20 protein-coding genes are annotated in these 23,729 nt (G+C 61.1%); 9 read left to right on the forward strand and 11 right to left on the reverse strand.

What is annotated here, in order from left to right:
* Nucleotides 1-75 precede the first annotated feature (75 nt).
* Both JQ575_RS02715 and JQ575_RS02720 read left to right on the forward strand, forming a co-directional pair.
* Nucleotides 76-615 carry a TRAP transporter small permease subunit gene (locus tag JQ575_RS02715; RefSeq protein WP_212031749.1) on the forward strand — a complete coding sequence of 180 codons (540 nt, stop codon included), beginning with the start codon at nucleotides 76-78 and terminating at the stop codon, nucleotides 613-615.
* On the forward strand, nucleotides 612-2,213 hold the full coding sequence (locus JQ575_RS02720; protein WP_212031750.1) for a TRAP transporter large permease subunit: 1,602 nt from the start codon (nucleotides 612-614) through the stop codon (nucleotides 2,211-2,213). Before JQ575_RS02715 ends, JQ575_RS02720 begins: the two co-directional genes overlap by 4 nt.
* 93 nt (nucleotides 2,214-2,306) lie before the next feature.
* On the opposite strand, the gene JQ575_RS02725 is transcribed toward JQ575_RS02720, so the two are convergent.
* The 4 genes from JQ575_RS02725 to JQ575_RS02740 all read right to left on the reverse strand — a co-directional run bounded on the left by JQ575_RS02725 (nucleotide 2,307) and on the right by JQ575_RS02740 (nucleotide 6,605).
* Entirely contained in the window at nucleotides 2,307-3,395 is a 1,089-nt protein-coding gene (locus JQ575_RS02725) for a TRAP transporter substrate-binding protein (RefSeq protein WP_212031751.1), read from the reverse strand.
* Nucleotides 3,396-3,556: 161 nt separating this feature from the next.
* Entirely contained in the window at nucleotides 3,557-4,645 is a 1,089-nt protein-coding gene (locus JQ575_RS02730; protein WP_192734707.1) for a TRAP transporter substrate-binding protein, read from the reverse strand.
* 185 nt (nucleotides 4,646-4,830) lie between these two features.
* On the reverse strand, nucleotides 4,831-5,991 hold the full coding sequence (locus JQ575_RS02735) for an Mrp/NBP35 family ATP-binding protein (RefSeq protein ID WP_212031752.1): 1,161 nt from the start codon (nucleotides 5,989-5,991) through the stop codon (nucleotides 4,831-4,833).
* A gap of 176 nt (nucleotides 5,992-6,167) precedes the next feature.
* Nucleotides 6,168-6,605: a VOC family protein gene (locus JQ575_RS02740; RefSeq protein ID WP_212031753.1), complete on the reverse strand. Its 438-nt coding sequence runs from the start codon at nucleotides 6,603-6,605 to the stop codon at nucleotides 6,168-6,170.
* A 284-nt stretch (nucleotides 6,606-6,889) separates the two neighbouring features.
* On the opposite strand from JQ575_RS02740, the gene JQ575_RS02745 reads away from it, so the two are divergent.
* From JQ575_RS02745 to JQ575_RS02760, 4 genes are all read left to right on the forward strand, one after another.
* A complete protein-coding gene (locus JQ575_RS02745; protein WP_212031754.1) occupies nucleotides 6,890-7,759 on the forward strand; it encodes an NAD(P)-dependent oxidoreductase in 870 nt (289 codons plus the stop codon).
* 130 nt (nucleotides 7,760-7,889) lie between these two features.
* The gene (locus JQ575_RS02750; RefSeq protein WP_212031755.1) at nucleotides 7,890-9,494 is read left to right on the forward strand and encodes a HAMP domain-containing sensor histidine kinase; all 1,605 of its coding nucleotides are present in this window, start codon (nucleotides 7,890-7,892) and stop codon (nucleotides 9,492-9,494) included.
* A 45-nt stretch (nucleotides 9,495-9,539) separates the two neighbouring features.
* Nucleotides 9,540-9,743, forward strand: a complete 204-nt coding sequence (locus JQ575_RS02755) for a DUF1289 domain-containing protein (protein ID WP_212031756.1) — start codon at nucleotides 9,540-9,542, stop codon at nucleotides 9,741-9,743.
* A gap of 31 nt (nucleotides 9,744-9,774) precedes the next feature.
* A complete protein-coding gene (locus JQ575_RS02760) occupies nucleotides 9,775-10,347 on the forward strand; it encodes a TIGR02281 family clan AA aspartic protease (RefSeq protein ID WP_212031757.1) in 573 nt (190 codons plus the stop codon).
* A gap of 34 nt (nucleotides 10,348-10,381) precedes the next feature.
* On the opposite strand, the gene JQ575_RS02765 is transcribed toward JQ575_RS02760, so the two are convergent.
* The 4 genes from JQ575_RS02765 to dusA form a co-directional block, all read right to left on the reverse strand.
* Nucleotides 10,382-11,782 (reverse strand): TRAP transporter large permease subunit, encoded by a 1,401-nt coding sequence (locus JQ575_RS02765; RefSeq protein ID WP_212031758.1) that lies wholly within the window; start codon nucleotides 11,780-11,782, stop codon nucleotides 10,382-10,384.
* Nucleotides 11,779-12,369: a TRAP transporter small permease subunit gene (locus JQ575_RS02770; protein WP_212031759.1), complete on the reverse strand. Its 591-nt coding sequence runs from the start codon at nucleotides 12,367-12,369 to the stop codon at nucleotides 11,779-11,781. Before JQ575_RS02770 ends, JQ575_RS02765 begins: the two co-directional genes overlap by 4 nt.
* Before the next feature lie 64 nt (nucleotides 12,370-12,433).
* Nucleotides 12,434-13,561 (reverse strand): TRAP transporter substrate-binding protein, encoded by a 1,128-nt coding sequence (locus JQ575_RS02775; RefSeq protein ID WP_212031760.1) that lies wholly within the window; start codon nucleotides 13,559-13,561, stop codon nucleotides 12,434-12,436.
* A 231-nt stretch (nucleotides 13,562-13,792) separates the two neighbouring features.
* Nucleotides 13,793-14,788 (reverse strand): tRNA dihydrouridine(20/20a) synthase DusA, encoded by a 996-nt coding sequence (gene dusA / locus JQ575_RS02780; RefSeq protein ID WP_409364756.1) that lies wholly within the window; start codon nucleotides 14,786-14,788, stop codon nucleotides 13,793-13,795.
* 132 nt (nucleotides 14,789-14,920) lie between these two features.
* On the opposite strand from dusA, the gene JQ575_RS02785 reads away from it, so the two are divergent.
* The 3 genes from JQ575_RS02785 to JQ575_RS02795 all read left to right on the forward strand — a co-directional run bounded on the left by JQ575_RS02785 (nucleotide 14,921) and on the right by JQ575_RS02795 (nucleotide 18,520).
* Nucleotides 14,921-16,015: a site-specific integrase gene (locus JQ575_RS02785; RefSeq protein ID WP_212031761.1), complete on the forward strand. Its 1,095-nt coding sequence runs from the start codon at nucleotides 14,921-14,923 to the stop codon at nucleotides 16,013-16,015.
* 422 nt (nucleotides 16,016-16,437) lie between these two features.
* Entirely contained in the window at nucleotides 16,438-17,250 is an 813-nt protein-coding gene (locus JQ575_RS02790) for a hypothetical protein (protein ID WP_212031762.1), read from the forward strand.
* Nucleotides 17,251-17,335: 85 nt separating this feature from the next.
* Nucleotides 17,336-18,520, forward strand: coding sequence for a DUF2235 domain-containing protein (locus JQ575_RS02795; RefSeq protein ID WP_212031763.1), 1,185 nt, complete (start codon nucleotides 17,336-17,338; stop codon nucleotides 18,518-18,520).
* A gap of 1,438 nt (nucleotides 18,521-19,958) precedes the next feature.
* On the opposite strand, the gene JQ575_RS44345 is transcribed toward JQ575_RS02795, so the two are convergent.
* The 3 genes from JQ575_RS44345 to JQ575_RS02805 all read right to left on the reverse strand — a co-directional run bounded on the left by JQ575_RS44345 (nucleotide 19,959) and on the right by JQ575_RS02805 (nucleotide 23,492).
* Nucleotides 19,959-21,653 (reverse strand): relaxase/mobilization nuclease and DUF3363 domain-containing protein, encoded by a 1,695-nt coding sequence (locus tag JQ575_RS44345; protein WP_312015871.1) that lies wholly within the window; start codon nucleotides 21,651-21,653, stop codon nucleotides 19,959-19,961.
* The gene (locus tag JQ575_RS44350; protein ID WP_249166388.1) at nucleotides 21,562-21,924 is read right to left on the reverse strand and encodes a hypothetical protein; all 363 of its coding nucleotides are present in this window, start codon (nucleotides 21,922-21,924) and stop codon (nucleotides 21,562-21,564) included. The genes JQ575_RS44345 and JQ575_RS44350 overlap by 92 nt, the downstream gene beginning before the upstream one ends.
* A gap of 380 nt (nucleotides 21,925-22,304) precedes the next feature.
* The gene (locus JQ575_RS02805) at nucleotides 22,305-23,492 is read right to left on the reverse strand and encodes a Fic family protein (RefSeq protein WP_249166389.1); all 1,188 of its coding nucleotides are present in this window, start codon (nucleotides 23,490-23,492) and stop codon (nucleotides 22,305-22,307) included.
* Nucleotides 23,493-23,729: the final 237 nt, after the last annotated feature.

A 23,729-nucleotide genomic window follows, 5' to 3' on the forward strand; every position in this document is an offset into this window, starting at 1 on the left:
GCCTGACGCGGGGTGGCGACGCAATATCGATGAAGAAATCCGGCGCATGTCGATGACGTGCCCGAGGAGAACGTAATGCGTCCATTGTTGGCAATCAGTAACGGCATCGACTGGATCAACGAGCAACTGGGCGGCATCTGCAACTGGCTCGTGCTCGCCGCCTGCGTGGTCAGCGCCGCCAACGCGATGATCCGCTACGCGTTCGGCTACAGCTCCAACAGCTGGCTCGAATTGCAGTGGTATATGTTCGCCGTCTTCGTGATGTTCGGCGCCTCCTATACCTTCAAGAAGAACGAGCATGTTCGCGTCGAACTTCTCTATCTCATGCTGTCCGAGCGCGGACAGCTTTGGCTCGACATGATCGGAACGCTGTTTTTCCTGATCCCGTCCTGCCTGCTGCTGGCCTATCTGTCGTGGCCATTCTTCATGCAATCCTACGTGGTCAGTGAAATCTCCAGCAATGCCGGCGGCCTGGTGCGCTGGCCGATCAAGGCCGTCGTTCCCGTCGGCTTCGTTTTCCTGGCGCTGCAAGGCGTCTCCGAAGTGATCAAGCGCATCGCGGCGTTGAAGGGCTATGTCATGATCGACGCCAAATACGAGAGGCCGCTGCAATGATTACGCTGGAGATGATGCCGCCGCTGATGTTCGGCGGCTTGATTCTGGCCATGCTGATCGGCTTCCCGGTGGCCTTCACGCTCGCCGCGCTCGGGCTGTCGTTCGGTTTCCTGTCGATTTATCTTGGCTTCTTCGACATGAACTTCCTGCAGGCCATTCCGGGCCGCATCTTCGGCAGCGTGCTTTCCAACGAATTGCTGCTGGCGATCCCCTTCTTCACCTTCATGGGTTCGATCCTGGAAAGGTGCGGGCTTGCGGAAGACATGCTGGACTCGATGGGTCAGCTGTTCGGACCGATCCGCGGCGGCCTCGGCTATTCCGTCATCATCGTCGGCTTCATCCTCGGCGCGATCACCGGCACGGTGGCCGCGCAGGTCATCGCCATGGCGCTGATCTCGATGCCGGTGATGATGCGCTACGGCTACAACATTCGCTACATCACCGGCGTGCTCGCCGCGTCCGGCACGATCACCCAATTGGTGCCGCCTTCGCTGGTGCTGATCGTGATGGCCGACCAGCTCGGCAAGTCGGTCGGCGACATGTATCTCGGCGCCTGGGGACCGTCGATCCTCCAGATCGCCCTGTTCGCCGGCTATACGTTCATGCTCGGCCTCATCAAACCGGACCACGTCCCCGCGGTTCCGAGAGACGCGCTCACGCTGACGGGTTGGCCGCTCTGGAAGAAATGCCTGATGGGCATTATTCCGTCGGCCGTTCTGATCTTCGTGGTGCTGGGTACCATGATGCTCGGCCTCGCAACGCCGACCGAAGCCGGCGCGATGGGTGCCATCGGCGCCATCGTGCTCGCCGCGATCCACCACAAGGATCTGAGCAGCAAGGGGCACAAGATGCTCCTCCTCGGCATCGCCGCCACCGGCGTCGCCGTGATCATCGGCATGCTGCTCGGTGAAGGCAAGGTGCTGAAACTCACCTTCGCGGTGGTCTATCTCGCCGTCGTCTGGCTCTGCCTCGAAGCCGTGCGTATCCCCGACCTGCGCGACCTGATCAAGCAGGGCTACGAGTCGACGATGCGCCTCTCCACCATGGTGGTGTTCATCCTGATCGGCTCGACCTGCTTCTCGGTGGTGTTCCTCGGCGTCTCCGGCGGCGTCTGGCTCGAGCATCATCTGACCTCGATCCCCGGCGGCGTCTGGGGCTTCCTGATCTTCATCAACCTCTTCATCTTCTTCCTGGCGTTCTTCCTCGACTTCTTCGAGATCGCCTTCATCATCCTGCCGATGGTGGCGCCGATCGCGCAGAAGGTATTGGCGCCGGTCGTCGGGCCCGACGCTGCGCTGATCTGGTTCGGCGTCATGCTGTGCGTCAACATGCAGACGTCGTTCCTGCATCCGCCGTTCGGATTTGCGCTGTTCTATTTGCGCGGCGTCGCTCCCAAGGAAGTAAAGAGCTCCGACATCTACTGGGGTGCCCTGCCCTGGATTGGACTGCAGGCGATCATGGTGGCGATCGTGATCGCGTTCCCGAGTGTGGTGACCGTGTTCCTCGACAAGCCGCTCGACGTCGATCTCAGCAAGGTCAGGATCGAGGTGCCGCAGATCGAATTGCCACCACTGGATTTCGGCCAGCCAAAACAATAGCGGGCGAGATTCCTGCCAAGATTCCTGTAACGAAAAACCCCGGAGCTTTCGCTCCGGGGTTTTTGTTTGTCGAAGCTGCTGCTTGCTTGACGATCAGCCCTGCGGGTTGCGCGCCATGAAGCTGTCGTAGCCGAGCTCGGCGACCTGGAACCACTGGTATCCGTTGCTCGTGAAGCCGTTCAGCGAGTCCAGAACCTTCTTGAAGTTGGGATTGGTCGCCGACGTCTCGGCATAGATTTCCTTGGTCGCCTTCAGGCAGGCCTGCATGATCGGCGGCGAGAAGCTGTGCAGCTTGGTGCCACCGGCGAGCAGCTTTTTGAGCGACGGCGGATTGAGCTGATCGTACTTCGCCATCATCCAGCTGTTGGCGGACTGCCCTGCCAGCTCGAGCACGGTTTGATAATATTTCGGCAGCGCGTTCCACTTGTCCAGATTGACGATGCCGAGCAGCATCGGACCGCCTTCCCACCAACCGGGATAGTAATAATGCGGCGCGACCTTGTTGAAGCCGAGCTTCTCATCGTCGTATGGGCCGACCCATTCAGCCGCGTCGATCGTGCCTTTTTCGAGCGCGGGATAAATGTCGCCGCCGGCCAGCTGCTGCGGCACGACGCCCAGTTTCTGCATGACACGGCCGGCGAAGCCGCCGATGCGCATCTTCAGTCCCTTCAGATCGTCGACGGTGTTGATCTCCTTGCGGAACCAGCCGCCCATCTGGCAGCCGGTATTGCCGGCCAGAAACGACGTGACGTTATAGCCCTTGTAGAATTCGTTGAGCAGCTCCCTGCCGCCGCCCTGCATGTACCAGGCCTGGTTGAGGCGCTGGTTGGGTCCGAATGGCACCGCTGTGCCGAAGGCAAACGTCGGGTCCTTGCCAAAGTAATAGTAGGACGCGGTATGTCCCATCTCGACGGTACCGTTTTGCACGGCATCGAGGACTTGCAGGCCCGGAACGATTTCGCCGCCGGCAAAGGTCTGGATCTGGAATTTGTTGTCGGTGGCTTCGGCAACCAGCTTGGCCATCACCTCGACCCCACCCCAAAGTGTGTCGAGTGACTTCGGCCAGCTCGCCGTCAGCCGCCATTTGAGCTCCGGCATTGACTGCGCGATGGCGGGCGCCGCCATGGTCGCCGCACCCGCGGCACCAATACCTGTGACCTTGAGAAAATCTCTTCTTTTCATGGAATCCTGCCCTTGTGGATGTGTGTCCGATAAGCCTTCTTGCCGAGGCTTTGGCGGCACCATGGAACATCCGGTTCCCGATTTCCATCCCGATCTGCGGGGTGCAACGCAAAAAGCCCGGCCTCCTCGCGGAGACCGGGCCTGCTTGTCCGACTTAGGAATCAGCCGCGCGTGCGCGAGCGGATCATGAAGCTGTCGAAGGTGTATTCGGCGACCTGCCACCACAGATACTGGTCGGAGCGGTAGGCCTGCATCGAATCGATCGTCTTCTTGAAGTCGGCATTCTTGGCCGACAGTTCGGCCCACAGCTCGTTGGTCGCCTTCAGGCAGGCTTCCAGCACTTCGTTGGTGAAGGGACGAAGCTGGGTGCCGCCGGCAACCAGACGCTTCAATGCTGCCGGATTGAGCATGTCATAGCGTTCGTTCATCCAGCCGTTGGCATGCGCCGCAGCGTTGGTGAGGATCGCCTGATAGTTCTTCGGCAGCGAATTCCACTTCTCCAGATTGGTGAAGGCGTGGACCATTGGGCCGCCTTCCCAGAAGCCGGGGTAATAATAGAACTTCGCGACCTTCTGGAAGCCGAGCTTTTCGTCGTCATACGGACCGACCCACTCGGCGGCGTCGATGGTGCCCTTTTCCAGCGCCGGGTAGATGTCGCCGCCGGCGATCTGCTGCGGCACGACGCCGACCTTCTGCAACACCTGACCGGCGATGCCGCCGATGCGGAATTTGAGGCCCGACAGATCGGCGACCGTCTTGATCTCCTTGCGGAACCAGCCGCCCATCTGGGTGCCGGTGTTGCCGCAGGGGAAGCCGATCACGCCGAACTTCTTGAAGAACTCGTTGCCGAGTTCCCCGCCGCCGCCCTGAGACCACCAGGAGTTCTGCTGGCGTGCGTTCAGGCCGAACGGAACCGACGCATAGATTGCGAAGGTCGGATCCTTGCCGACGTAATAATAGGAGACGGTGTGGCACATCTCGACCGTGCCGTTGGAGGTGGCGTCGAGCGCCTGCAGGCCGGGAACCACTTCGCCCGCGGCGAAGACCTGGATCTGGAATTTGTTGTCGGTCATTTCGGCGACGTATTTCGACAGCTGGTCAGCACCGCCGTAAATCGTGTCGAGCGACTTCGGGAAGCTCGACGTCAAGCGCCATTTGATTTCAGGTGAGGATTGCGCGATCGCCGGCGAGGCAACGGCGGTCGCGGCAGCTCCGGCCGCTGAAACTTTCAAAAAATCACGACGCTTCATTCAGGCATCTCCTTAAAGGCGGGGCGTTTCCCAATTTCCGCGAACGATCCTCCGGCGGGGCGAATTCCACGTGATCCGGGGCGCTCTGGCGGGGGCGCTTTAACATGGAAGTTGGCTAACGAAAACGCGACAAAGGCATGACTGCACTGATTAAACGAAAGTCTCAGGGAAGCAGAATAAGGCCCTCAGGCGGCTACATTTGCGCCCTGAAGCTGGTCGCGGACCTTGGTACCGATTTCGCGGTAGATGGCGGCGTGCGGACCGTCCGGCTCGCTCGCCACCACCGGGTTACCGGAGTCCGAGGTGGTGCGAATCGACATGTGCAGCGGGATCTCGCCCAAAAACGGCACACCCAGCCGCTCGGCCTCGTGCCGCGCCCCGCCATGACCAAAAATGTCCGACCGCGTGCCGCAATGCGGGCACTGGAAATAGCTCATGTTCTCGACGATGCCGAGCACAGGCACGTTGACCTTCTTGAACATGGCAAGGCCGCGCCGCGCGTCGATCAAGGAGAGATCCTGCGGGGTCGAGATGATGACCGCCCCCTTCAGCGGCACGTTCTGCGCCAGGGTCAATTGCGCGTCACCGGTGCCGGGCGGCATGTCGACCACGAGAATGTCGAGCGTGCCCCATGCCACGTCGCGCAGCATCTGGGTGATCGCCGACATCACCATCGGTCCGCGCCAGATCATCGCGGTTTCTTCCTCGACCAGGAAGCCGATCGACATGATGGCAAGACCGAAGCGTTCGATCGGAATCATCTTGCGGTCGTCGTTCAGTTTCGGCTTCTCGTGAATGCCGGTCAGCCGCGGCACCGAGGGGCCGTAAATATCAGCGTCGAGCAGGCCGACGCGCAGGCCGAGATCGCGCAGGCCGAGCGCAAGATTGAGCGCCGTGGTCGACTTGCCGACGCCGCCCTTGCCGGAGGCCACCGCGATCACGGCCGCAACACCCGGAATTTCGGCTTGCCTGGACATCGGCGATGCCGGGCTTTGCGGCGGCTTATGCGCCGACACCGGCTGCACACCGTGCGCGTGGCGATGCTGAGGTGGCGGCGGCGGTGCCGCTGCACCTGACGACGGCGAAGACGCCGCACCGGGCTTGCGCTCGGCGGTCAGTGCGATCATCGCCACGCTGACGCCGGGAATGGCGCGAACCGCGGCTTCGGCCTGCGCCCGCACGCTTTCCCACGCGCGGGCCTCCGCGGCGTCGACATTAATGGAGAAGAACACCTTGCCGTCGGTGGCCGTGATCGCCGACAGCACGTTGGCATTGGTCAAGGCGACGCCGCGCGGCGAAGCCACCTTGGCCAAAGCATCGAGAACCTGTTGCTGCGTTACGCTCACGGCACGTCTCCTGGAGCCTAGAGCCTTGTCCGTTCCGATTGAATCGGAACGGGGCTCTAGATTCTTGATTGACGCGTTTTCTTGACGCGAACCGGGTCCACTTCGCTGGAAAACGCTCTAGTCGGTTCCGATGGCATCAGAACCGGGGCCCTCTTAGAGCGTTGCAGCCCAAAAGGCTACCTTGCTCCGACGTCGTCCCGGCGTTCGGCCGGGGCCACGACCCCGCCCTCCTTGGCGGCCTCGTAGTTCAATTCGACCATGACGCCGTTGGGATCCGTGACGAAGATCTGCCAGAGGTCGCCGCCGGGAACCTGACGCGAGTCGAATGCCATCGCCTTGGATTTGAGCCGCTGCTGCATGCCGGCAAAGCCCGTGCTGGCGAAGGCCACGTGATGGACCACGCCGGAATCAGTCTTTTGGGGCTCGTCGGTCTTGGAAATATCGACCAGATGCACCACCGCCTTGCCCTCCGAGTACATCCACGCGCCGGGGAAGGCGAAGTTCGGCCGGGCGCCCTTTTCCAGGCCCAGGATATCCTCGTAAAAACGGACCGTGTCGGCGAGATTCCGAGTCCGGATGTTGAAATGATCGAGCACGCCCACGCTGACGCCCATGCGATCTCACTCCCTTTTTTGTGAGTTGTTTGAACCGGGCGATCCTAGAGCATAATCGGTTCTGATGGAATCATAACTGACTTCTCTAGACTCTTGTTTTGACGCGTTTTCCTGACGCGAACCGGTGTCCGATCGCGCCGGCCAAACGAAGGCGTTGCCCTTCATGGCGCAGAGGTTATGGTGCGGCCACCCGCCTCAGGGTTCCGCCCGGCCCTTCCCAGCTTCGGTCGAAGTCCGGCCCCCCAAAGATCAAGCCCGCAAGGGCAAACGATAAGGTAGCACACATGGCTAAAGTCGCATTTCTCGGTCTCGGCGTGATGGGTTTCCCGATGGCGGGCCATCTGGCGAAAAAAGGCGGCCACGAGGTCACTGTTTACAACCGGACCGGAGCCAAGGCGAAGGAATGGGCGGACAAGTTCGGCGGCCGCACGGCGGCAACGCCAAAGGCCGCTGCCGAAGGCCAGGACTTCGTGATGTGCTGCGTCGGCAATGACAATGATTTGCGCGCGGTCACGATTGGCGCTGACGGCGCCTTTGCCGGCATGACGAAGGGCGCGACCTTCGTCGACCACACCACCGCGTCCGCCGAAGTCGCCCGCGAGCTCGATGCCGCGGCCACCAAAGCCGGCTTCAAATTCATCGATGCGCCGGTGTCCGGCGGCCAGGCCGGCGCCGAAAACGGCGTCCTGACCGTGATGTGCGGCGGCGCCGCGGACGCCTATGCCGGCGCCGAGCCCGTGATCGCGGCCTATGCGCGGATGTGCAAGCTGCTCGGACCGGCCGGTTCCGGTCAGTTAACAAAGATGGTCAACCAGATCTGTATCGCGGGGCTGGTCCAGGGCCTCTCCGAAGGCATTCATTTCGCGAAAAAATCCGGCCTCGACGTCCAGGCCGTGATCGAGACCATCTCCAAGGGCGCCGCCCAGTCCTGGCAGATGGAGAACCGCTACAAGACCATGAACGACGGCAAGTTCGATTTCGGCTTTGCAGTCGAATGGATGCGCAAGGATCTGTCGATCTGCATCGCCGAATCCCGCCGCAACGGCGCCAACCTGCCGGTCACCGCGCTGGTCGATCAGTTCTATTCCGAGGTCGAGAAAATGGGCGGCAAGCGCTGGGACACGTCAAGCCTGCTGGCCAGGCTGCAGCGCTGATCGAAGAGGTTAATTTAACCTCGCGTTAACGGGATTCTTTAGCTCTTTAAGTCATCGCTTAAGGATTTGGGCTCACAGATAGACAATACAAAAAGCCCGCGCGGTTCGCGGGCAGGGTTTGTGTTGTTTAATGAGTAATCCCGCAGAAAAGCCCGAGGTTGTCCAGCTTCCGGCGGACCCGCCAGTCGCCGCGCCGGTCAATACCCGGCGCGCCGCGGCGCAGCGGGTGCGCGAGGCGCGCGACCGGTTAACGTCGACCAGCGGAACCCGCCCGGCTTTCGACACCGAACTGCTCCGGCAATATGCCCAGACGCGGATGTCGGCCTCATACGTCGTCATGCTGCTGGTGGTTGCGACCGGTGTGCTGTTCGGCTTTTGGATGCACGTGCTTGCGGCCCTGGCCTGGACCTTCGGCATGCTGTGCATCCATGCCGTCATCATCCGCAATTGCCGGAGATTTCTGGCGGTGCAGCCCTCGCTCGCCGCCACGCGCAAATGGCGCACGCGATTTGTGCTGCTCGACCTGCTCTACGGCCTGTGCTGGACCGCGATCCTGATCCACCCCGCCGGCCTCGACGTCGTGTCGAACACGATGATGATGTTCCTGATGCTGCTGGTGATCGCGGTGTCGAGCATGCTGGCGGCCAGCCTGCCGATTGCGGCGCTGGCGGCCACCGCGCCGGTGACGGCCGCGATCGCGCTGAATTTCGTGCTGGGCGGCACTTTCGACACCTACGCGCTGGCCATGCTGGCGCTGGCCGCCGAAGGCTATTTCGCGCTGCTCGCCCATCGCCTGCACTCGACGACGCTGGCGACGCTGGAGGCGCGCGCCGAAAAGGATGCGCTGATCGGCGAGCTCGAGCAGGCCAAGGCGATCTCCGACGAGGCGCGGCATCGCGCCGAATCCGCCAACGTCGCCAAGTCGCGCTTCCTCGCGCAGATGAGCCACGAACTGCGCACGCCGCTGAACGCGATCCTCGGATTCTCCGAGGTGATGAAGAGCGAGATTTTTGGCGCGCACACCGTGCCGGTCTACAAGGAATATTCCGCCGACATCCACAATTCCGGCGTCCACCTGCTCAACCTCATCAACGAGATCCTCGACCTGTCGCGGATCGAGGCCGGCCGCTACGAACTGAACGAGGAAGCGGTGTCGCTGGTGCATGTCGTCGCCGACTGCCACCATTTGCTGAAACTGCGCGCCACCAGCCGCGGCATCACCATCCACGAAGTGTTCGAACAGGGCATGCCGCGGATCTGGGGCGACGAGCGCGCCACCCGCCAGATCGTGCTCAACTTGTTGTCGAACTCGATCAAGTTCACGCCGCAAGGCGGCGATATCTGGCTGAAGGTCGGCTGGACCGCGTCCGGCGGCCAGTATCTGAGCGTCAAGGACACCGGCTCCGGCATTGCCGAAGACGAAATCCCGATCGTCCTGGCGTCGTTCGGCCAGGGCTCCAACTCGATCAAGTCGGCCGAACAGGGCGCGGGGCTGGGACTGCCGATCGCAAAAAGCCTGATCGACATGCATGGCGGCACCTTCACGCTGAAATCGAAGCTGCGGATCGGCACCGAGGTAATCGTCACCTTCCCGCCGGAACGCGTGATGTCGGCGCTGGCGCCGATGGCCGAGGAGGCCCCGCCCCTGCAGCCGGAGCCCGTCATCATTGCGACCGCCGACGAGAAGCGCCGGGCGCGTCACAAACCGATCATGAGCGCCGGAACAGGACTGTAACTGGAGCGCTTGCGCAAACCACCGAAAGCATTTCACACTCCCTGAATGAGCAAAGAAACGCCGTGTATCGCAGTCTGCATGATGGACCCCAAAACCAAACTCTGCTTCGGCTGCGGACGAACGCTGCCGGAAATCGCGCAATGGCACCGCATGGACAGCGCGGAGCGGCTGGCCGTGATGGCAGGATTGCCGGCCCGCATGGCAGAGGCCGGTCTGGCGCAGATCGCGGAGCGTCCGACGTCCAGCTGATCGATCGCAGGACTGCCCAGGGGGGCGCGCGATGAGCCGCATCCTGCTCGTCCTGATCATGCTCGCCGCCACCGCCGGCGCCGTCGTTGCTTACGGCGACCCCGAACAGATCGCACGCGCCAGCGACCAGGTTTCGCAGATGCTGCGGCGGCACAGCCCGCAGCCGGCGCCCGCCGTGCAGATCGCCCGCGGCCAGGCCGGCGAATTCGCGCTGCATGCCAAGATCAACGGCGTCAAGGCGCCGATGGTGATCGACACCGGCGCGACCTCGGTGGTGCTGACCTGGGAAACCGCGAAGGCGATCGGGTTGCCGCTCGAAATGCTCGAATACAACGTCGACGTCGAAACCGTGGGCGGGCACACCAAGGCGGCGCGGCTGACGCTCGACCGTCTCGCGGTCGGTCATCTCGTCGAGAAATCGGTCCCGGCGCTGGTGGTGCAGCGCGGGCAGATGAAAACCAACCTGCTCGGCATGAGCTTTCTGGATCGCCTGGAAAGCTGGGGCGTCAAGGCCGACCAGCTGATGCTGCACGGCTATCCCGACGTGACGGGCAGCGTCAGCGCCCCGCGCCGCCCCCGGCGCGACCGCGCGGCCGCCAACTAGCGCGATCGCATCGCGCTGACGGGTGCCTTGCAGATCAATTCGGCCCGAGCGCCGAAGCGGCGACTTTTGCCGGCATCACATACTCGATCTGCACCTTCTTGCGATCCGCATCCCTGCGGGCCTGCAACCAGCCTGGAAACCACATCGCGATCGCCGGGAAGATCAGCACCAGGACCACGCAGAGAACCTGAATGACCATGAAGTCCGCCATGCCGCGGTAGATCAACCGCAGATTCCATTCCCTCACGACCTGCTTGAGGTAATAGGCCGACATCGCGACGGGTGGAGACAGGAACGCCGTCTGCAGAACGACCGCGACGATGCAGCCGAACCACACCATGTCGTAGCCGAGGCCTTTGGCCACCGGCGCCAGCATGGGCAGAAAGATAAACACGATCGCCGGCCATTCGAACGGCCAGCCGAGCAGGAAAATCAGCGTCAGCAGCAGCGTCATGGTGCCCCAGGCCGGCAGCGGTGAGGCAAGCAGGGCATTGGTCATCCAGCTCGCGGTGCCGAGCCAGGCGAACACCGCACCGAACACGTTGGAAGCGACCGCGAGCAGCAGCACCATGCTGGTGGTCGCCATCGTGCTGTAGCAGGCCTGCAGCAAACCGCTCCACGTGAATTTGCCGTAGAGGATGACCAGAAGGATGGCGCCGAGCGCGCCGAGTGCCGCCGCCTCCGCCGCCGTCGTGATGCCGGCCAGGATCGCACCCAGCGTGACGATGGTCAGCACCGTCACCGGAACGAGGCCGACCAGGCACTCCCACAGCACGACCTTCATCGATTCCGGCCGCTCATCGAGTGGCACCGGGGGACCGAGCTTCGGATTGAAATGACAGCGGATCAGCGTGTAGGCGATGAACATGCCGGACAGGAGGAAGCCCGGGCCGAACGCGGCCGCGTACAAATCGATGATCGAGATATCGAGCACGGGCGCCATCACGACCAGCATCACCGATGGCGGAATCAGGATGCCGAGCGTGCCGCCAGCCGCGATCGCGCCCGCCGACATGCGCACGTCGTAGCCGGAGCGGATCATCATCGGCCCGGCCATGATGCCGAGCAGCGCCACCGTCGCGCCCACGGTTCCGGCAGCGATGCCGAACAGCGTCGCGGTGACGATGACGACCACGTATAATGCGCCCTTCAGCGGCGCAAACAGATCGCGGAACGCCTTGAACAGCCGTTCCATCAGCCCGGCCTGATCGCAGATGAAGCCCATCAGGATGAACATGGGCACCGCGACCAGTTCGTCCTGCTTCATGATGCCGATGGTCTGCAGGTAGGCGAGGCTGAGCACCCGCGGCCCCATGCCGATGTAGCCGAACACGCCTGCGAGAAACAAAAGCGTGAAGCTGATCGGCAGACCGATGAAGATCGCCCCCAGCATCACCAGCAGCATGAATAGGCCAAGCAGCTCCAGTCCGGTCATATCTCGATCTTTTCCTTGTGCTCGAACTCGCGCCCGAACTGGATCTGATACCAGCACTTCAGGACTTCGGAGACGCCCTGAACCATGAGAAGGACCGCCGCCAGCGGGATGGTGGCCCGGAACGGCCACATGATCACGCGCCACACGCTTTCCTGCGACCTCTCGCCGGTGTCCCAGGAATGCAACGCGGCGTCGTAGCTGACTACCATGAAGGTGATCATGACCGGGTAGAACAGCAGGATGTAGGAGATCATGTCGATGATCCCCTTGGTGCGTTCCGAAAAATTCTCCCAGTAGATATCGGTTCGAACGTGCGCACCCTTGTAGAGCGCATATCCGCAGGCGAGCATGAAGGCCGCGCCGTTAGCCATGAAGCTCGACTCGTAAACCCAGGCGGTCGGGGCGTTGAACCCGTAACGCATCACGACCTCGTAGGTGATCGTCACCACGAGGAACAGCATCGTCAGGGAGATGAGTTTGCCGGTGACGTCCGAGAACCGGTCAATGGCCCGAATGATCGTGTAGAAGGCGTGTGGAAACTCTCTTCCCACGCCAGCAGGGTACGAGGCTCCGCCGTCAGTCGACATCATGATCCCCCTTGAAAAGCAACTGGCGCCTGTCAATGACGCCAGTTGCGCACGCGAAAGCGGATCACTTCTTCTGCAGATAGACCTTGTCCTTCCAGTAGTACTCGCCGGCGAAATTATACGGCGGGAACCAGGAAAGCTTGAACGGGACGATCTTCTCGGCGTAGGCCTTCTGACTGTCCATCGCCTTCTTGTAGAAAGGATTCTTGGCGGCGTACTCGGACTGGATCTTCTCCCACTCGTCGAGGAAGTTCTTCAGGACATCATCCGGCGTGCGATGCATTTGGACGCCCATCTTGAGGAGGTCCTGGCAGGCCTGCGCGGTCTCGCGGTTGAAGGAGAAATTGCGCTGCGTCGTGGCGTAGACGCTGGCAACCTTGATGATCTCCTGCAGGTCCGGCGTCAGCTTCTTCCAGACATCGCCGTTGATCATCAACTGGCCGCCGGTGACGGGCTCGTGCATGCCAGGGGTGTAGTAGTGCTTCGCGACCTGATGCAGACCGAGCTTCTTGTCTTCCTCGCAGTTGATCCATTCAGCGCCTTCGATCACGCCGCGCTCCATCGCCGGGACGATCTCGCCGCCCGGTATGGTGACGACCGACACGCCAAGCCGGCCGTAGGTCTCCGCGCCGATGCCGTAGATGCGATACTTCATCCCCTTGAGGTCGGCGAGGCTGTTGATCTCTTTCTTGAACCAGCCCATGCCTTGCGGATAGTCGGTCGGAATCGGGAAGCCCACGACGTTAAGCTTGAGGACGTCGCGGTAGAATTCTTCCAGCAGGGCCATGCCGCCACCGTCGTAGTACCAGGCCCAGTAGTCGCTCCCGTCCATGCCGAACAGCGGACCGTGCGACATCGGAATCGTCGCCGTGTTGCGACCGAGGATGTAGCCGAACGGCGCCATTCCGACATCGAGAACGTTCTTCGACGTTGCGTCGAAGACCTCGAACGGGGGAACGATGGCGCCGGCGGGGAGCGTTTCAATCTTGAGGCGGCCAGCCGTCATCTTTTCGACGGTCTCGGCCCACAATTTGAAGATGAGGTGGAAGTTCGACGACGCGGGGTGGGTCGATTGCCCTTTTAATACAAGGGGCTTGGGCGCCGGAGCCGGGGTCTGAGCCTGGGCTGGGTCCGTAAAGGTGGCGGCGAGTCCGAGGGCAGCAGCCACGACAATAGACGTGTATCTGAGCATTCTCACTCCTCCCTTTTGGCAGCATTTCTCCTTGGTTGATGGTTTTTTGATTTTGTGAACTGAAGTTACGGACGGGATGATTGCGCTGTCAAGGCGATATCTGTCGGACCGGCAAGTGAGCCGGTGAAAGATGGCGTGGCCTGGCTCGTGAAATCGAGACAGTTAGTTGAAGGAGTTGCCGGCAGCACCAGCGCTGCCATCAGCCTGGATTGCGCGCCGGCCGCGTTGCCGTCAGGCCGCGATCGAAGACGCCGCGCGGGCTTCGACCAGCGCAATCGCATCGCACAATACGTTGGCGCCGGCGCCTTGCCTGACGCCGTTTTCGGCGAGATGGCGGCGGAAGGCGCGCGCCCCCGGCACGCCGTGAAATGCACCGACGAAGTGCCGCGTCATCGAATGCAGCCGCGTGCCCTGCCCGAGCTGGTTTTCGATGTAGGGCATCATGGCCTCGAACACATCCTTCATGGTCGGATGCGGCGCCGCCTCGCCGAACAATTCCGGATCGACATTGAGCAAGCGCCACGGCTCCTGATAGGCCGCCCGCCCCAGCATCACACCATCGACATGGGCAAGATGCGCCTTCGCCTCGGCAAGGCTGCCGATCCCGCCATTGATGATGACGGGCACCTCGGGCAGCGCGGCCTTCAGCCGATAGACTCTGTTGTAATCAAGCGGCGGAATGTCGCGGTTCTCCTTCGGCGACAAGCCGTTGAGCCAGGCCTTGCGGGCGTGCACGACCAGCGCATCGGCGCCCGCGGCAACGACGCCGCGCGCCAGCACGTCCAGCGCCACTTCCGGATCCTGGTCGTCGATCCCGATACGGCATTTGACCGTGACGGGAATGTTCACCGCGCGCTTCATCGCCGCGACGCCCTCGGCAACCAACGCCGGCTCTGCCATCAGGCAGGCGCCGAAGCGGCCGTCCTTTACCCGGTCCGACGGACAGCCGACGTTGAGGTTGATCTCGTCATAGCCGAAATCCTCGCCGATCTTGGCGGCGGTAGCGAGATCGCGCGGATCGGAGCCGCCAAGCTGCAGCGCAACGGGGTGCTCGCTTTGGTCGAAGCCAAGCAGCCGCATTCGGTCGCCATGAATGATGGCGCCGGTCGTCAGCATCTCCGTGTAAAGCCGCGCCCGCCGCGTCATCAGACGGTGGAACACGCGGCAATGCCGGTCGGTCCAATCCATCATGGGTGCAACGGAAAAGCGATAGTCTTGATATTTCAACAGTTTATCTTACTCTTCAATGGGATGAACAGCGAACGTGTGCACTCCAAACTAGACGAAATTGCACACGTTTGTACCCGTTTTGACCTCTCAGTGCACACATAGTGCACACGAAAGTCGGAGTGCACACGCGTGGCGACCTTCACACAATTGGCATCCGGAAACTGGCGCGTCCAGGTCCGGCGCAAGACCCGTTATGTGGCTGAGACGTTCCGACGGCGCAAGGACGGCGAAGAGTGGGCGCTTGAAATGGAGCGCAACATCGACCGCAATGGATCCTCCAAACCCCGCGCGGTTCGGAACGTTCGCACTTTTGGCGATCTCATCGACCTGCACGATGAAGACATGCACGAGGTTGGAAAGCCCCCTCGCCGGTCAAAAGCTGCCGTGATGGCGGCGCTAAAGGATGAGCTTGGCAGTGTGAAGCTTCCCGCGCTCAATCGAGAACGGCTGATTGAGTTCGGAAGGAAGCGAGCCAAACAAGGCGCGGGTCCCGCAACGTTGGCAATCGATTTGTCGTTCATCCGGACAATCATAACGCATGCCGCTGCGGTGCACGGAATCGAGGTTTCGGCCGAGGAAGCCCGCCTCGCACGCGTCGCGTTAAGTCACCTCAACTTGGTCGGAAAAAGCAATGAGCGTGACCGACGACCTACACAGGACGAACTCGACGAACTGATCGAATATTTTGAGACGAACCCTCGACAGTTCATACCGATGGGACGGATCGTCAGGTATGCCGTGGCAACGACATTGCGCCAGGAGGAGATCTGCAAACCCGAGTGGCCACTGGTCGACATGAAAAAACGATTGGTGGTCATTCAAGACAGAAAGGATCCGAGAAATAAGGACGGAAATGACCAGAAAGTACCTTTGCTCAACCTAACGGGCTATGACGCTTGGGAGGTCGTGCTTCAGCAGCGGATTGTGACTCGAGGGTATGGACGGATCTTTCCCCATAACCACAGATCCGTCAGCGCGGCATTCACCCGGGCGTGCGATGAACTCAAAATCGAAGACCTGCACTTCCACGATCTGCGTCACGAGGGAACGAGCCGTCTGTTCGAGGCAGGCCTTCCAATCGAAAAGGTAGCACTGGTCACCGGCCACAAAGATTGGCGCCAACTCCAGCGCTATACCAACCTTAAGGTTGAAGATCTTCTCAAGCTGCAATATGCGCAGCAACCGTCAATGGAAGAATTCATGGAGACGTTAGCTGCCTCGTAGCCGATCTATTCTGCATTGCGGCCGACAAGCAGGCCGCTCATAACGGTCTGGTTGCAGGTTCGAGTCCTGCCGGGCCCACCAGCGATTACAGAAGCTTACGACGTTTTGGAAGGTCGATAATTTGGGACCGCCTCAGTTACCGCCACAGAATGGATTTCCGTTTTGTTCGCATGATGGTCTCGAGAAAGAAGCAAAGCCCCGTTTTGGCCGCGCTCGCGATGGTCGAAGATGTGTTTTGCTCTATCGGCGATACTCGAATCACGCGAATTCGTAAGCAGCCCAAGATTGTAACGATAAAGCCTGATGCGAGCAGCTGGCCTTCGCCCTGAGTGCAGCAGACTAACAGCCGTTAGTTAGCCCCGCGCACGCCGCAGCGCGGCGTTCATCCGCTCCTTTTCCTTGTCCCACCTGGCATCTTCGGCTTGGGATCTCTTCGCAAGAGCCTCCACCTCGGCCTGGATTGCCGCCGCCCTATCGGTGTGCTCCCGCTCAGCCTTGTCGAACGCCGCCTGTGCGTTGTCGACCGCCTGCTTTTGCCGTTGGCGTTCCTTCTGCCTAGCGGCGTCTTCCCTCGCTTGTTCGCGCCTCCCGGCGGAATATTGGGAATCGGTCCTCAAAGACCCTCGCGCCGATGCGACCGAGGCCCAGATACGGCTGAGACGTCTTTCGGAAATTCAGCGCCACGTGCTGCGTATCTCCTGCCGTCGCTGCGAGCGGACCGTAGAAATCCAGACCGCCGGAAATTCCTCGTTACGCCAAAGTACGGCAAGGATGTCGAAAGCCGCTTTCTGGAGCGGCTCAAATACATTCCTTCGCAAACTGAGGTCCTGAGTCCGTCGACGCTGGGACGCTGGCTGGCCGACAAGGCCAACAGCGGTGCCATCCGCGGCTATGTTTGCCCCGTCCTCTTTCCGCTCGATGCACTCTTCCTGATCGGTCTGGGCGTCTTGCTGGGGCTTGCGTCGGTATCGCTCGGAACCCGCCTCGAATTCCTTTCACATGTTCCAGCCTGGGTCTGGTGGGTATTTCCGCTGCTCTACATGGCGTCTGATCTGGCGGAAGATGCGACGATCGCAGCAATACTCATGTCACCCGCCCGGCTAACAGAAGCTTCGTTCAAGAACTTGAGCGCACTCACCGGAATCAAACTCACGACCGTCGCGCTCGCGATCGGCCAGGTCGGTTTCCTGGCTGCACTCAATGGCTTGCTGTTGTTGATGCCGAAGCCGGTTTGACCGCCAGGCGGCGCCCTGATTCTTGCTGTTAGGAATTGCAATTGGCGCCTTTCGTAGATGAAGAGATTCCCCCGGGGAGGATGCGATGGTAAAACGGATTGTTCTGCTTTCCGACGGAACAGGCAACGCGGCTGGCAAAGTCTGGCGCACCAATGTCTGGCGAACGTTTCAGTCGCTTGAGCTGAAGGCGTCTGACCAGATCGCTATTTACGATGACGGGGTCGGAACCTCTGCGTTCAAACCTCTGGCCATTCTGGGCGGCGTTTTTGGCTGGGGATTGAAGCGCAACGTGCTGAACCTCTACAAATTTCTCTGCCGAAACTACGAGTCCGGCGACAAGATTTATGCATTCGGATTCAGCCGTGGCGCTTTCACCATCCGCATTGTGATCGGCCTCGTCCTGAACCAGGGCCTCGTCAAATTTGCCAATGAAGGCGAACTCGACCAGAAGGCGCGTGCTGCCTTCCGGGCGTATCGCCACGACAAGTATCCAGCGTGGAACCTGCAGTATCCGTTTCGGCTAGCCCAGTTCCTGCTGGACCAGCGATTCTACACCTCGTGCGAGCGCATGGTGGATACCATCGAGTTTGTGGGCGTGTGGGATACTGTTGCCGCCTATGGCCTTCCGATCGACGAAATGACGCGCGGCGTAAACGACTGGCTGTGGCCACTCGAAATGCCGAACAAGGATTTCAACACGAAGATCCTTAAAGCGCGCCATGCGCTCGCGATAGACGACGAGCGCGCGACGTTTCATCCGGTCCTGTGGAATGAGGATGGGTCCAACACCGTGTCGAGCGGTATCGTCAGGACCACCCGCGACGAGCAATTGCTCCAGGTTTGGTTCACGGGCGTGCACTCCAACGTCGGAGGCGGATACCCGGACGATTCACTTGCCAATATTTCGCTCGCGTGGATGATGGCGGAAGCACGCGGAGCCCGATGCACTTCTGAGCACCGACTCGGCAAAGGACAAGGATGGCCGACTCTACAACTCCCGCAGCGGCCTGGGCGGCTATTACCGGTACAGTCCCCGGAAGATTCAGGAATTCTACGACGCAATGCCGGTCACCCTGGGCGAGGACGGCAAACCGCACCCAAGACCTGTTCCCAAGATCCACGAGGCGGTGTTCGGCCGAATAAAACTTGGCGCTCATTTTTACGCGCCTATCGGCTTTCCGGGCGAATACGAGGTGGTGCGCTCGAACGATCCTCGCATCAGCTACTGGCCTTCAGGGCCGATGATCTCGAACCCTCCAACCTCCATTGAACCTAACAACGATGAGGTCGCTGAAGGCAAGTTGTCCGACGACCGACACAAGGATCAGGAAGGTGTCTGGGATATTGTCTGGCGAAGGCGCGCAATCTACTTTCTTACGGTCTTTGCGACCGGCTACCTGCTGCTCTATCCCCTTTTCAGGGACAGCTACGTTTTTCAGGAGCTCCGCAGTCCGCTACGCTTCGTATCTGACACCATCCGGCTGATTGGTGCAGTTCTTCCGGGCATGGCCTCGCGGTGGATCGACGCCTATGCGCGGGATCCGGCATGGTTCCTTGTGTGGGCTTTTCTGGTTGGCTTTCTCATCTGGATCAGCTCGAAGCTTGCGGGTTCGATCAGCGACAGTATGAGAATACTGTGGACGACCTATCTCCCCGACACCAACAGGCCGGCGGTGCGAAGGGCACCCACGGTGGCCTCACCAATCCAAACACTGCTGTTTGTCGGCATCATCAGCTACCTGCTGTTCTACCCCTGGCTCGCCGCGTTACCCTTGTTGGGACGGTTGAGCCTTTCGGGAGTTGCCAACGACGCCATGCTTGCCTATACCGCGCAACCGGTTCGATCGTTTCTCCTCGCCTTCCTGCTTTTCTACTTTTTGCCTGGCAGGTGGGTCAGGAAACTTCGGACGTGGTGGCTCTACCAAGCCACATTACGCGGGTTTAAATATTATCTTGCACCCGCGGCCTCCGCGGTCGGGCTGCTGTATTTGGCCATAGCACTCGGCAGCCACTACCATTTCAATATCCGCGATGGCCTCGGTAGCTTTTGTACGGCTACCGGCCCCACGGCCGAACGTAGTGGCTTCAAGAATGTCGCCGGGAAAAATCAGGCCGAACTAATGTTTGATACATCGCCGGAAGCGCCCGGCAACAAGCCCAGCAATCTCTGCGTTTCGACCGGCGTATTTCTCGAGACCGGCGTCAAGTATCGGATCACGGTCACACGCCTTCCGGATCCGGAAACGAACCCACCAACCGGAAAGTGGACGTTTTTCGGTGAGGAGTCTTACATGGGAGGGCAGCCAATTTCCCGCCTTCCCATGCTCAAGGCAGCCACGATGGCGCTGTTGTTCCCGTTCAGGCGCACTTTCGACCGTCCGTGGGGTAACATTGTCTTCCGGATAGGTTCGAAGGGAAACGAAGAAGACTTTCTGGACCGGGCGCCGCCAAGACAGAACGACAATCTGCTGGTCAACGACGCCGACTATGTCGTTCCCGACAAATCCGAGAAGCTTGCTGAAACCATCACTCCGAAACGCGACGGCGAATTGTTCGTGTACCTGAACAAGCCGGTCCTTGGCGTGTGGGGATATGAATCCGCAATCGCCGACTGGATTGGCAATACGGGCAAGGCAAAAATTTTGGTGGAGAATTTGGGCCGGTGAAGGCCGCGGCAAGGACACCAAGGGATCGCAGTTCAGATCCCGTCATCGCCCCATACCGCGCTTGATTCCGATCGACCACGAAATCCCCTCACCGCCCACGACACCGGTGACCGCCTGCCCCTTTGCGCGTTCAAGCACCGGCCGCCATGGCACCAGGCTGAATTCCTGCGCCCGTTCGATCAGGGCAAACCGCCCACTGTTCAGCGTGAGCGTTCGCCGGTAGGTTCCGGTCAGCCGATCGCCGGGCTTGACTTCCGAATATCCAAGGCCGGTTTCGCCGACGATACGGGCGCCGACCTCGGCAAGCTCGCGCCGCTCCAAGGTTTGCAGCAGATTGCGCGCGTAGACGAGCCTCCCTTCCTGCTCGCGTGCGAGCCCCTGCTCGAGCAACCATTGACGCCGTGCGCGAAGGGCCGAGCCGACCTCTGAGCCCAACCCCATCGGGGCGATCGTCTCAGGCTCCTTTGCGACCAGGTGGCGGTCAAGCCAGGTCGCCCCGGTGGCATTGGGCAGCACCTCCAGATTCTGCCACGACAACACCGTCATTCGCACGGGACGTTCTGAACGGTTCACCACCTCGAAGCGCTCCGCCCGATCGAGGTGACCCTGCCCAACTTGCCATCGCCCGTCTGGCAACCGCTCGGCCAAGCCCTGCCTTCGCATCACCTCAAGCCGGCGAGCGTGACTTTCGATAAATTCAGATGAAGCGCGGGGGTCGGTGTCGCGATGAAGATCCGCGCTGTAGAGCCCTTGATTACGGGACGCGACCTCCGCAATGGTGCGGTCGACCGGGCGCGGACCGGCCTCCCGCGCGCGCAGTTCAACGATCGTATTACGAACCAGCGGCTCGTCCTCGGCGCGCCGTAAACCGAGTTCGACGTAATGGGTTCGGCCATCGACGCCGTCGACAACCGCATAGCGTCGCTCGCGCAATTCGTCCGAGAACCCTTCCGCGACCAGGCGTCCGACGACGCGGCCGCCTTCTTTGGGGTCGAAGATCGCCCGATCGGCCGCAGCGCGATCCAGCCCAGCTTCTCTGAGGTCGCGGTGCATGGTCTTGATGATATCGCCGCGCTCCCCCATGCGCCGTAAGGTCGGCTCGATATCTCCGGCGATCCGCCAGGCGCCCGGCGCCGTCTCTTCCACTAGACCCAGGCGCTCGAGCGCCCGGAGCCTCCCCATCCGCATGGCATGGTGCCGCGGGTCACGCTCAGGCTTGGCGGAAAGCGCAAGGACGCCGTCGCGTGCGTCGCGGAGAATCGCGCGGTCGAGACGGGTGAAGCGTTCTGCGCCAACCTCCTGCTCAAGCTTGCGCAGATGGTCCAGTTCGCTTTCGGGGCCCAACTCGCGGGTAATCAGTTCGCTTGCCCGGGCCCGCATCCCGTGGCCGATGTAATCGCGGGCGATCACGAGGTCGCTCCCGCGGTCGTCCTTGCCCCGCACCACGATATGGCTGTGGGGGTGGCCGGTGTTAAAGTGATCGGCGGCGACCCAATCGAGCCTGGTTCCGAGATCGGATTCCATCTGCCGCATCAGGTCGCGGACGAACGGTTTGAGGTCGGCGATTTCGGCAGAATCCTCCGGCGCCACAATGAAGCGAAACTGGTGGCGGTCGCCTTCCCCTCGCTCAGCGAACGCCTTGCCGTCAACGTGATCCCTGCCCTCGTCGTAGAGCTCGCCGGGATTCCCCTCGCGCGTGACGCCGTCGCGCTGGACATAGCGCAGATGAGCCCGCACCGCGCCGGCATTGCCCGGCCTTGATGCGGACGATCCGCGCCTTGATGACGACCCGGCGCTGGCCTGCGGAGCGACGGCTGGCGAACACCGTTCCCTGCGCATAACCGCGGCCGATGCGTGAGCCGGTAAAACCGGAAGCCCGGTGCGTTGTTCCGATGCCGGCTTTTTGCGCGATCTTGCGGACGCGCTTGACGTAGCCGATTGCCTTGCGGCCGCGGCGGTTGCCGATCCGGCCAAGCCTGACCCTGAACTCGTCATCGGTGTCGGACACAAGCGATCTCCGCCAATGGCAGGCGCATGTGTGAACGGATTTCCGGTGCGTCAAGACGCAGACGTGGTTCATCAATCGCAAAAGGTACTTAACTGGGAGTTGGCGACACCGTCTTCGACGGTGGCGACAAATCCTGGATGTGCAGACAACGACTTGGGCGCGTTTGGGCGCCAGTGCTTTTATCTTGCCCTCCCGCTTGATCTGCCGGCTGATTGGCTCATGCTGACTAACGGGTCCTTTGGCGAAAACATCACAACACTCCGAGGCCCGGGCGCGCGGTTGCGAACAGAGCCTGGCTGACAGCGAATACATACAAAAAGCACCACCATTTTGCGCACAAATAGGCGCGCGCGAGGCTCCCACGGCGTCCCTTGGTGCCACTAGATTTCCGGAAATAATCGCGGAAACAGCACGTCAAGCGTATCAAAAGGAAAGCGCAGCGACACCGGGCCTTTGGGTGTGTCGGAGGCAAGAAGGCCGGCGGCGATGACGTCGTTGAAGACGCGCCGCGCCGTTCGTTCGGGAAGGCCGGTGATGCGCGGAACTTCACCGCGATCGAACTGTCCGCGGATCAATGCTTCCTCGAGAAGCCGCGCAGCCTCCGGCTTTAACTGCTCGCTGCGTTCGACGAGATTGCGCATTCGCTGGGCCAGCGTCTCGATCTCGAACAGGCCTGTCATGAACGTTACCTGATCCAGGCAGACCTGCAGGAACCAGAGAACGTATTCGTTCAATGCACGCTGCGAGAGGTTGCCCCGGCCGTCGAGATCGCCCTGCCGCGGCATGTCGGCGTGGTCCATCATCCGTTTGTAATCGCCAGGTCCGGTCAGGCCACGCGCCAGTCCGCGCGAGACCGACCATAGTCCGTGCGCGCCGATTCCGGCGAGATGCGCCATGGCGTGGCTCATCAGGCGGCTGACGCGGCCGTTACCGTCAGGGAAGGGATGGATGTAGTTGAAGCGGTGATGCGCGGCCGGAATGGCGGTGATCCGCGCCGCTTTACCGAGGGGCTCGAAGCGATAACGCTTGGCAAAATACGTCATGAACGCTTCGACACGATCGCTGGAGGGCGGCTGATGCCGGCCGACCGCGACATCGTGTTCGGACGTTGAGCGCCATGTCCCGGGCTGCATCGTGAACTGGGTTTCGGCGCCCTGGATGCGAAGCATCTCAGGCGCGGCGTCGCGGTAGAATTCGCGATGGAGCCAGAGAATGAAATCGACCGAGGCCGGTTCAGGCAGACGATTTTCGAGTGCCATTAGATCGATTTCGGACTGTACGCGCACATGGGCGGCGGCCTCGATCTGCAGGTTGCGCCGCGCCTCGTCGTTGTCAAAATTGCCGTCGATGGCACGCGCGATATCGCGGGGCCTGGTGTTATGGCCCTCGATCAGATTGCTGTAGTAGGTGTTCATGATCCGCACGAGGCCAGCGAGATTGGCGGCGGTCTGCGGATTGAGCGCGTGACCGAGCTTCGCGGCCGCAGCCGACAGCTCGGCGACCACGTCCGAAATGGCTTCCGATAGGTCCTCCAGCCGGGCAGGCTCGATGCGTTCGACGGTTTCCATGACGGGGCTCATATTGGCCGATCTGCTGTTGTATTAACATATTCAATATAAATGATTTTCTTGTAAAGATCGCCCACTTTGGCCGATCTTGTGGCCGATCTTAGGCAGATTGGTTGACAGTCAGCTCTGGCCGATCTGACACATTACGGAACCTATTGAAATATAATAACAATATCTAATATTCCAGAAATCCTGGCCGCTTTTCTGGCCGATCTTGGCTGGATCGGCCCCTATTTT

The organism is Bradyrhizobium sp. JYMT SZCCT0428, from assembly GCF_018131075.1.
Taxonomy (GTDB): domain Bacteria; phylum Pseudomonadota; class Alphaproteobacteria; order Rhizobiales; family Xanthobacteraceae; genus Bradyrhizobium.

Coding starts and splice junctions, on each gene's coding strand:
- JQ575_RS02730 (WP_192734707.1), bottom strand. CDS start 4,645: ATGAAGCGTCGTGATTTTTTGAAAGTTTCAGCGGCCGGAGCTGCCGCG.
- JQ575_RS02765 (WP_212031758.1), bottom strand. CDS start 11,782: ATGACCGGACTGGAGCTGCTTGGCCTATTCATGCTGCTGGTGATGCTG.
- JQ575_RS02805 (WP_249166389.1), bottom strand. CDS start 23,492: ATGGAAACCGTCGAACGCATCGAGCCTGCCCGGCTGGAGGACCTATCG.
- JQ575_RS02715 (WP_212031749.1), top strand. CDS start 76: ATGCGTCCATTGTTGGCAATCAGTAACGGCATCGACTGGATCAACGAG.
- JQ575_RS02795 (WP_212031763.1), top strand. CDS start 17,336: ATGGTAAAACGGATTGTTCTGCTTTCCGACGGAACAGGCAACGCGGCT.
- JQ575_RS02750 (WP_212031755.1), top strand. CDS start 7,890: ATGAGTAATCCCGCAGAAAAGCCCGAGGTTGTCCAGCTTCCGGCGGAC.
- JQ575_RS02740 (WP_212031753.1), bottom strand. CDS start 6,605: ATGGGCGTCAGCGTGGGCGTGCTCGATCATTTCAACATCCGGACTCGG.
- JQ575_RS02725 (WP_212031751.1), bottom strand. CDS start 3,395: ATGAAAAGAAGAGATTTTCTCAAGGTCACAGGTATTGGTGCCGCGGGT.
- JQ575_RS02755 (WP_212031756.1), top strand. CDS start 9,540: ATGAGCAAAGAAACGCCGTGTATCGCAGTCTGCATGATGGACCCCAAA.
- JQ575_RS02760 (WP_212031757.1), top strand. CDS start 9,775: ATGAGCCGCATCCTGCTCGTCCTGATCATGCTCGCCGCCACCGCCGGC.
- JQ575_RS02775 (WP_212031760.1), bottom strand. CDS start 13,561: ATGCTCAGATACACGTCTATTGTCGTGGCTGCTGCCCTCGGACTCGCC.
- JQ575_RS02720 (WP_212031750.1), top strand. CDS start 612: ATGATTACGCTGGAGATGATGCCGCCGCTGATGTTCGGCGGCTTGATT.
- JQ575_RS02745 (WP_212031754.1), top strand. CDS start 6,890: ATGGCTAAAGTCGCATTTCTCGGTCTCGGCGTGATGGGTTTCCCGATG.
- JQ575_RS02770 (WP_212031759.1), bottom strand. CDS start 12,369: ATGTCGACTGACGGCGGAGCCTCGTACCCTGCTGGCGTGGGAAGAGAG.